At 69.9% G+C, this 6,596-nt stretch carries 8 protein-coding genes; 3 read left to right on the forward strand and 5 right to left on the reverse strand.

From position 1 onward, the window contains the following. The first annotated feature begins 29 nt into the window (after nt 1–29). The gene (locus tag A5692_RS15375; protein WP_068057330.1) at nt 30–1,529 is read left to right on the forward strand and encodes a sensor histidine kinase; all 1,500 of its coding nucleotides are present in this window, start codon (nt 30–32) and stop codon (nt 1,527–1,529) included. Between the two features lie 69 nt (nt 1,530–1,598). Here the strand turns inward: A5692_RS15375 and whiB1 are convergent, their stop codons facing one another. Together whiB1 and A5692_RS15385 are read right to left on the reverse strand one after the other, a co-directional pair. Further along, entirely contained in the window at nt 1,599–1,853 is a 255-nt protein-coding gene (gene whiB1, locus A5692_RS15380) for a transcriptional regulator WhiB1 (protein WP_007168139.1), read from the reverse strand. A 282-nt stretch (nt 1,854–2,135) separates the two neighbouring features. After that, nucleotides 2,136–3,107: a diacylglycerol kinase family protein gene (locus A5692_RS15385; protein ID WP_068057331.1), complete on the reverse strand. Its 972-nt coding sequence runs from the start codon at nt 3,105–3,107 to the stop codon at nt 2,136–2,138. 88 nt (nt 3,108–3,195) lie between these two features. Between A5692_RS15385 and A5692_RS15390 the strand changes: the two genes are divergently transcribed. After that, nucleotides 3,196–3,636 (forward strand): hypothetical protein, encoded by a 441-nt coding sequence (locus A5692_RS15390; protein ID WP_068057351.1) that lies wholly within the window; start codon nt 3,196–3,198, stop codon nt 3,634–3,636. On the opposite strand, the gene A5692_RS15395 is transcribed toward A5692_RS15390, so the two are convergent. From A5692_RS15395 to A5692_RS15405, 3 genes are read right to left on the reverse strand one after another with little or no spacing between them, the layout of a single operon-like run. After that, on the reverse strand, nt 3,588–4,064 hold the full coding sequence (locus tag A5692_RS15395) for a GNAT family N-acetyltransferase (protein WP_068057333.1): 477 nt from the start codon (nt 4,062–4,064) through the stop codon (nt 3,588–3,590). The genes A5692_RS15390 and A5692_RS15395 overlap by 49 nt on opposite strands. After that, the gene (locus A5692_RS15400; RefSeq protein ID WP_068057337.1) at nt 4,061–5,158 is read right to left on the reverse strand and encodes an isochorismate synthase MenF; all 1,098 of its coding nucleotides are present in this window, start codon (nt 5,156–5,158) and stop codon (nt 4,061–4,063) included. Before A5692_RS15400 ends, A5692_RS15395 begins: the two co-directional genes overlap by 4 nt. Beyond that, on the reverse strand, nt 5,155–5,766 hold the full coding sequence (locus A5692_RS15405; RefSeq protein ID WP_068057339.1) for an acid phosphatase: 612 nt from the start codon (nt 5,764–5,766) through the stop codon (nt 5,155–5,157). Before A5692_RS15405 ends, A5692_RS15400 begins: the two co-directional genes overlap by 4 nt. A gap of 161 nt (nt 5,767–5,927) precedes the next feature. On the opposite strand from A5692_RS15405, the gene A5692_RS15410 reads away from it, so the two are divergent. After that, nucleotides 5,928–6,596: ParA family protein (locus tag A5692_RS15410; protein WP_068057341.1), on the forward strand; the 669-nt coding region annotated here is incomplete at its 3' end.

Genomic DNA, 6,596 nt, shown 5'->3' on the forward strand with positions numbered 1-6,596 from the left:
CGTTGCCGGGGATGCCCGGGGAGTGAGTGATGTCGACTCTCGGTGATCTGCTTGCCGAACACACCGTGCTGCCCGGTAACGCCGTGGACCACCTGCACGCGGTGGTGGGGGAGTGGCAGCTGCTGGCGGACCTGTCGTTCGCCGACTACCTGATGTGGGTTCGCCGCGACGACGGCATGTTGGTGTGCGTCGCGCAGTGCCGGCCCAACACCGCGCCCACGGTGTTGCTCACCGACTCGGTGGGCAGTGTCGTCGCCGCCGACCGGCTGGCACTGGTGGCCGAGGCCTTCGAGTCCGGGACGCCACAGCGCAACTACGATGCGGGCCAAGAGGATTCGCTGCTGCCCGGCCCGCACGTCGAGGCCTCCCCGGTGCGGTACGGCGGCCGGGTGGTGGCCGTGCTCACCCGGCATCAAACCGCGGGCGCGGCCGACCGCACGTCCGGCCAACTGGAGACCGCTTACCGGGAGTGCGCGAGCGACCTCGTCCACATGCTCGCCGACGGCACCTTTCCCGACGTGGGGGACGTCGTCATGTCCCGCTCCACGCCCCGGGCGGGCGACGGTTTCATCCGGCTGGACGTCAACGGCGTCGTCGCGTACGCCAGCCCCAACGCGGTGTCGGCGTACCACCGGATGGGCCTGACGAGCGAGCTGGAGGGCCGCAACCTGGTCAAGGTGACGCGGCCGCTGATCTCCGACCCCTTCGAGGCCCAGGAGCTGGCCGAGCATGTGCTCGACCTGCTGGCCGGCGGGAAGAGCATGCGGATGGAGGTCGACGCCGGCGGCGCCACGGTGCTGCTGCGGACGCTGCCGCTGGTGGTCGACGGCGCCGGCGCCGGGGCGGCGGTGTTGATCCGCGACGTCACCGAGGTGAAGCGCCGCGACCGCGCGCTGATCTCCAAGGACGCGACGATCCGCGAGATCCACCACCGGGTGAAGAACAACCTGCAAACGGTGGCGGCGCTGCTGCGCCTGCAGGCCCGCCGGACGGTCAACGCCGAGGGGCGCGAAGCCCTGATCGAGTCGGTGCGGCGGGTCTCGTCGATCGCCCTGGTGCACGACGCGCTGTCGATGTCGGTCGACGAACAGGTGAACCTCGACGAGGTGATCGACCGGATCCTGCCGATCATGAACGACGTGGCGTCGGTGGACCGACCGATCCGGATCAACCGGGTCGGTGACCTGGGTGTGCTGGACTCCGACCGCGCGACGGCCCTGATCATGGTGATCACCGAGCTGGTTCAGAACGCGATCGAGCACGCGTTCGACCCGGCGGCCGAAGCGGGGTCGGTGACCATCCGCGCCGAGCGGTCGGCCCGCTGGCTCGACGTCGTCGTCCACGACGACGGCCGCGGGTTGCCGGAGGGCTTCAGCCTGGAGACGTCCGACAGCCTCGGCCTGCAGATCGTGCGGACATTGGTGTCGGCGGAACTCGACGGCACGCTGGGCATGCGTCAGGCCCCGTCCCGCGGCACCGATGTGGTGTTGCGGGTGCCGATCGGTCGGCGGGCCCGCCTGGCGTTGTAGGCGCTGTGCGCCCCACACAACAGCGCGGCCCCGACTTTCGTCGAGGCCGCACTGTTTGCTCTGACTGGGTCAGACTCCGCTACGGGCCTTCGTCCGGGCATTGCGACGCTTGAGTGCGCGCCGCTCGTCTTCGCTCATGCCGCCCCAGACGCCCGAGTCCTGGCCGGTGTTCAGGGCCCAGGACAGGCAATCCGTGGTCACCGGGCACCGATTGCAGACCAGTTTCGCGTCAGCGATCTGCGCGAGCGCCGGGCCGCTGTTCCCTACCGGGAAAAACAGCTCCGGGTCCTCGTCACGACAGACCGCCTTGTGGCGCCAATCCATACGTTGTTACTCCTCACTGAGTGCGCAGCAAGGCGCACGGCCAATTTTCTTCGGCTGTTAATGCGTGCACAAGAAAAGGGTCCGTACCCCTATCTAAATTTCTGCATGCAACCTTTTGATCGTTTCACAGGCTCAACAGAAGTCAATAGCACCGAGTTAGCTCGTGGGCTATCTCACTTTGATCATTCCGTAGCCGAGCCCTTACACAGTTGTACTACACTGACTGGCCACTCTTGCGGAAAAGCTGCGTCTCTTGGCCCGCGGCCGCTTCGTCGCCGCAGCTCAGAACGGATTTTTTCGAGGCGGCGCGACGACGGCCAGCGCGTCCGGCACCGCCCGGTACGTCATGGTTTCGCGCACCCCGAGGTAGTCCCCGTCGAACTGGCAGGCGACCGGGCCGCCGGTCGACGTGACGCGCACGCAGGGGACGTCGTCGGCGGTGATGAGGTGGTCGAACTCGAACTTGGGCCGCTTGGCGAACATCTGCCGCACGATGCGCAGGGTGGGGATGGTTTTCATGGTGGTCGGTGCGAACACACCCAGCCCCGTCTCGAAGGTGCAGCCGGGATTGGTCCATACCGGCCGGTCGTTGGCGAACGTCCAGGGGCTGGAGTTGGACACGAACGCGAAGCTGACCCCGGTGACGGGTTCGCGGCCGGGCAGTTCGAGGGTGAGCATCGGTTCGCGGCGGGTGTAAGCCCACACGGCGGGTATCGCCGCGCGGATGTAGCGCCACGCGGTCACCTTCCCGCCCTTGTCGCGTTCGGCCTCGACCGCGGCGACCACTTCGGCGTCGACACCCATCCCGGTGTTGAACACGGCCCACCGCTCGCCGCAGTCGATCAGGCCGATCCGGCGCCACGTGTGGTGGCGGTGGTAGTCGTCGAGCAGCTGGATGAGCTGGTTCGTGGCGGCCACCGGATCCCGGGAGATGCCCAGCGACCGCGCCAGCACATTCGCCGAACCGCCGGGGACCACCGCGACCGCCGGCACCGGACCGGTCGGCCCCGAAGCGGCGCCGGGGCGGCCGAGCAGGCCGTTGACGACCCCGCTCACGGTGCCGTCGCCGCCGTGCACCACCACCAGGTCGACGCCGTCCGCGACCGCCTTCTCCGCGAGTTCGGTGCCGTGACCGCGGTGATTGGTGTGTTCGACGGTGAGTTGCAGGCGGCTTTTGAGCGCGTGCGCCAGCAGGTCGCGACCGGCCGGGGTGGTGGACGTGGCTGTGGGGTTCACGATCAGCACGGCGCGCATGAGGCACGAGCTTATGCGGGAGCCTTAAGGCGACGCTGTGGGGAACGCCCCCGCCGCCGCGGTGACTACGCTGACGCGGGTGACAGGTTTGCGCCGCAACCCGGGGGCCGTCCCATCCGTTGTGCGCGGCGCCGGTCTCTTGGTGGCCGCGCAGGGGGTGGCCGCGCTGGTCATGGCGATGGTACTGGTGGTGCGCGGCATCGCGGGGGCCGACCAGCACGTGGTCAACGGGCTCGGCACCGCCCTGTTCTTCCTGGTGGTCGGGGCGGTGGTGCTGGCCGCCGGGCGCGCGCTCACGCTCGGTAAGCGCTGGGGCCGAGGGCTCGCCGTGATCACCCAGCTGCTGCTCCTGCCGGTGGCGTGGTACCTCGCGGTGGACTCGCACCGGCCCGCCTTCGGGATTCCCGCGGGCGTCGTGGCGGCGGCCGTGTTGGGGCTGCTCTTCAGCCCGCAGGGAGTGCGCTGGGCCGCCGGCGGCGATCAGCGTGATTCGGCCAGCCCGGCCAACCGGGGACCCGACAGCCGGTAGGTGGTCCACTCGCGCTGCGGTTCGCCGCCGACCCCGTCGTACAGCGTGATGGCATCGGCGTTCCAGTTCAGCACCGCCCAGGACAACCGCGTGTAGCCCTTGTCGAGGCATTCGGCCGCCAGGGTCGCCAACAGTGCGCGGGCCAGGCCGCGACGGCGAAACCCCGGCCGCACGAACAGGTCTTCGAGGTAGATGCCCGCCACGCCGTCCCAGGTGGAGAAGTTGAGAAACCACAGCGCCATCGCGGCGATCTCGCCGTCGACCTCCGCGACGTGCCCATAAACCGTCGGGGTGGCACCGAAAAGCGCTGCGGCAATTTGTTTTTCGGTGACCGTGCACTGATCCGCGGCGTGTTCGAATTCGGCCAGCGCGTGAATCATCTCGGTGATCGCGCCCGCGTCTTGCGGCGCGGCACGGCGAATGGTCATTGCTCGACGCCCAACGCGTTGAGGATGGTGGCGAATTTCGTTGTGGTTTCCGCGACTTCCTGATCGGGGTCGGATTCGGCGACGATGCCGCCACCGGAGCGGGCGATCGCGCTGCGGCGGTCCGCCGACAGTTGCGCGCAGCGGATGGACACCACCCAGCGGCCGTCGCCGCGCGCGTCACACCAGCCCACCGCCCCCGCGTAGAACCCGCGGTCGCCCTCCAGTTCGGCGATGAGTTCGACCGCGGCTTTGGTCGGCACCCCGCCGACGGCCGGTGTGGGGTGCAGAGCCAGGGCCAAATCGATTGCCGTGGTGTATGTTTCGCGCAGACGCCCGCTGATCGGCGTGCACAGGTGCCATACCGCCGCGGTGCGGCTCAGCTCGGGCTCGGCGGCGATCGTCAGCTCGTCGCACAGCGGCTCCAGCGCGGCCCGGATGGTCTCGATGACCAATTGATGCTCGTGCCGGTCCTTGGCCGAACCGGCCAGCGCGGCGCCGTGGGCGGCGTCGACGTCGGGATCGGCGGCGCGCGGTGCGGAACCGGCGAACGGCCGGCATGTGACGCGGTCTCCGGAGCGCGCCACCAGCAGCTCCGGGCTCGCGCCCACCAGCGCCACGCCCGCGTAGTCGTCGCCGGCGCCGGTCAGGTCGACGAGGTAACCGTATGCGGCCGGGTCGGCGGCGATGAGCCGGCGCAGGATGACGCGGGCGTCCAGGGGGGCGTCGGCGACCAGCCGCAGCGCGCGGGACAGCACCACCTTGCTGAGCGGGCTGTCGGGCGCGGTGAGTTGGTCACGCGCGCGGGCGATGCGGCGGCGGTAGTCGTCCGGCGACGGGTCGGCGGCGGCGACACGCACCGCCGGGAGCGGGCCGCTCGGCCAGTCCGGCGGCGCGTCGGTGCGGCGCACCGCCCGGGGCGTCAGCAGCGCCGCCGGTCGGCCTACGTCGAACGGCAACGCGCCCACCACAATTGGCGTCGAGCCCGAACGCAGCGCGTCCTGAGCGGCCGCCACGTCGCGGTAGCGCTCCCGCACCCCGTCAGCCACCAGGGTCTGCGTCGGTCCGCACAGCGCGAACGGTGGCTGGGTGCTCACCCGGGCTTGATCGCCTGTGGCTGGGCGGTCAGGCCGAGCGCGGCGAGCTGTCGCACGCCGTGCTCGAAACCGCACACGGCGAGGGAGCCGGCCAGCATCCAGAAGCGGCTGCCCTCGACCAGCGGCAGCTCCACCCAGCGCGTGATGACTGAACGGGAGAAATGGCTGTGCCCCACGAACACCACGTCACGCGACTCCATCTGCTCCAACGCGAAGGCGACGGCCCGGTCGGCACGTTCGCTGACCTGCGCCACGCTCTCGCCGCCGGGGCAGCCGTGCGTCCAGACCAGCCAATCGGGGACCGATTCGTGGATCTGGGGTGTCGTCAGCCCCTCGTAGGAGCCGTAATCCCATTCGGCGAGCAGGGGGGAGACCTCGTCGACGGCCAGTCCGGCCAGCTTGGCGGTGGTCAGCGCGCGGATGCGCGGGCTGCTGACCACCAACGGGTCGGTGAGGTTCAACTCGCGCAGGACGCGGCCGGCGAGCTCGGCCTGGACGCGGCCGGTGTCGGTGAGCTCGAGGTCGGTCCGCCCCGTGTGCTGGCCGGATTTCGACCATTCGGTCTCCCCGTGGCGGAGGAGGACCAGTCGATGGTTGTGCAAGCCCATATCGACCGATTCTGCCGGACGACATGCCGGGCACGTCGGCCGCAGCGCGGGGCGATCGAACATGCCAGGATGGGCACTGTGACCGCGGCAACAAGGAGGGGCGGGCGCTGGTGAGCGCGCGGTGACGATGCAGAGCGAAGCGATGAGGAGGAGCCGCGCTCATGACTAAGACCCGGGTACTGGCGGTGGCCAACCAGAAGGGCGGCGTGGCCAAAACGACGACGGTTGCCTCGCTGGGCGCGGCGATGGTCGACGAGGGCAAGCGGGTGCTGCTGGTCGACCTGGATCCGCAGGGCTGCCTGACCTTCTCGCTCGGCCAGGACCCCGACAAGCTCCCGGTGTCCGTGCACGAGGTGCTGCTCGGCGAGGTCGAGCCCAACGCCGCGCTGGTCACCACGATGGAGGGCATGACGCTGCTGCCGGCCAACATCGACCTGGCGGGAGCCGAGGCGATGTTGCTGATGCGCGCCGGCCGCGAGTACGCGCTCAAACGGGCGCTGGCCAAGCTCGCCGACGACTTCGACGTGGTCATCATCGACTGCCCGCCGTCGCTGGGTGTGCTCACGCTCAACGGCCTGACTGCCGCCGACGAGGTGATCGTGCCGCTGCAGTGCGAGACGCTCGCGCACCGCGGCGTGGGCCAGTTCCTGCGCACCGTCGCCGACGTCCAGCAGATCACCAACCCGGACCTTCGGTTGCTCGGCGCGTTGCCGACACTGTACGACTCGCGGACCACGCACACCCGCGACGTGTTGCTGGACGTCGCCGACCGCTACAACCTGCCGGTACTGGCCCCGCCGATCCCGCGGACGGTGCGTTTCGCCGAGGCC

It is taken from the genome of Mycobacterium sp. E342 (assembly GCF_001667665.1).
In the GTDB taxonomy this organism is placed as follows: Bacteria; Actinomycetota; Actinomycetes; order Mycobacteriales; family Mycobacteriaceae; genus Mycobacterium.

Excerpts from the sequence above, each read along its gene's own strand:
- A5692_RS15375 (WP_068057330.1), top strand. The coding sequence starts at position 30 with ATGTCGACTCTCGGTGATCTGCTTGCCGAACACACCGTGCTGCCCGGT.
- whiB1 (WP_007168139.1), bottom strand. The coding sequence starts at position 1,853 with ATGGATTGGCGCCACAAGGCGGTCTGTCGTGACGAGGACCCGGAGCTG.
- A5692_RS15385 (WP_068057331.1), bottom strand. The coding sequence starts at position 3,107 with ATGCGCGCCGTGCTGATCGTGAACCCCACAGCCACGTCCACCACCCCG.
- A5692_RS15395 (WP_068057333.1), bottom strand. The coding sequence starts at position 4,064 with ATGACCATTCGCCGTGCCGCGCCGCAAGACGCGGGCGCGATCACCGAG.
- A5692_RS15405 (WP_068057339.1), bottom strand. The coding sequence starts at position 5,766 with ATGGGCTTGCACAACCATCGACTGGTCCTCCTCCGCCACGGGGAGACC.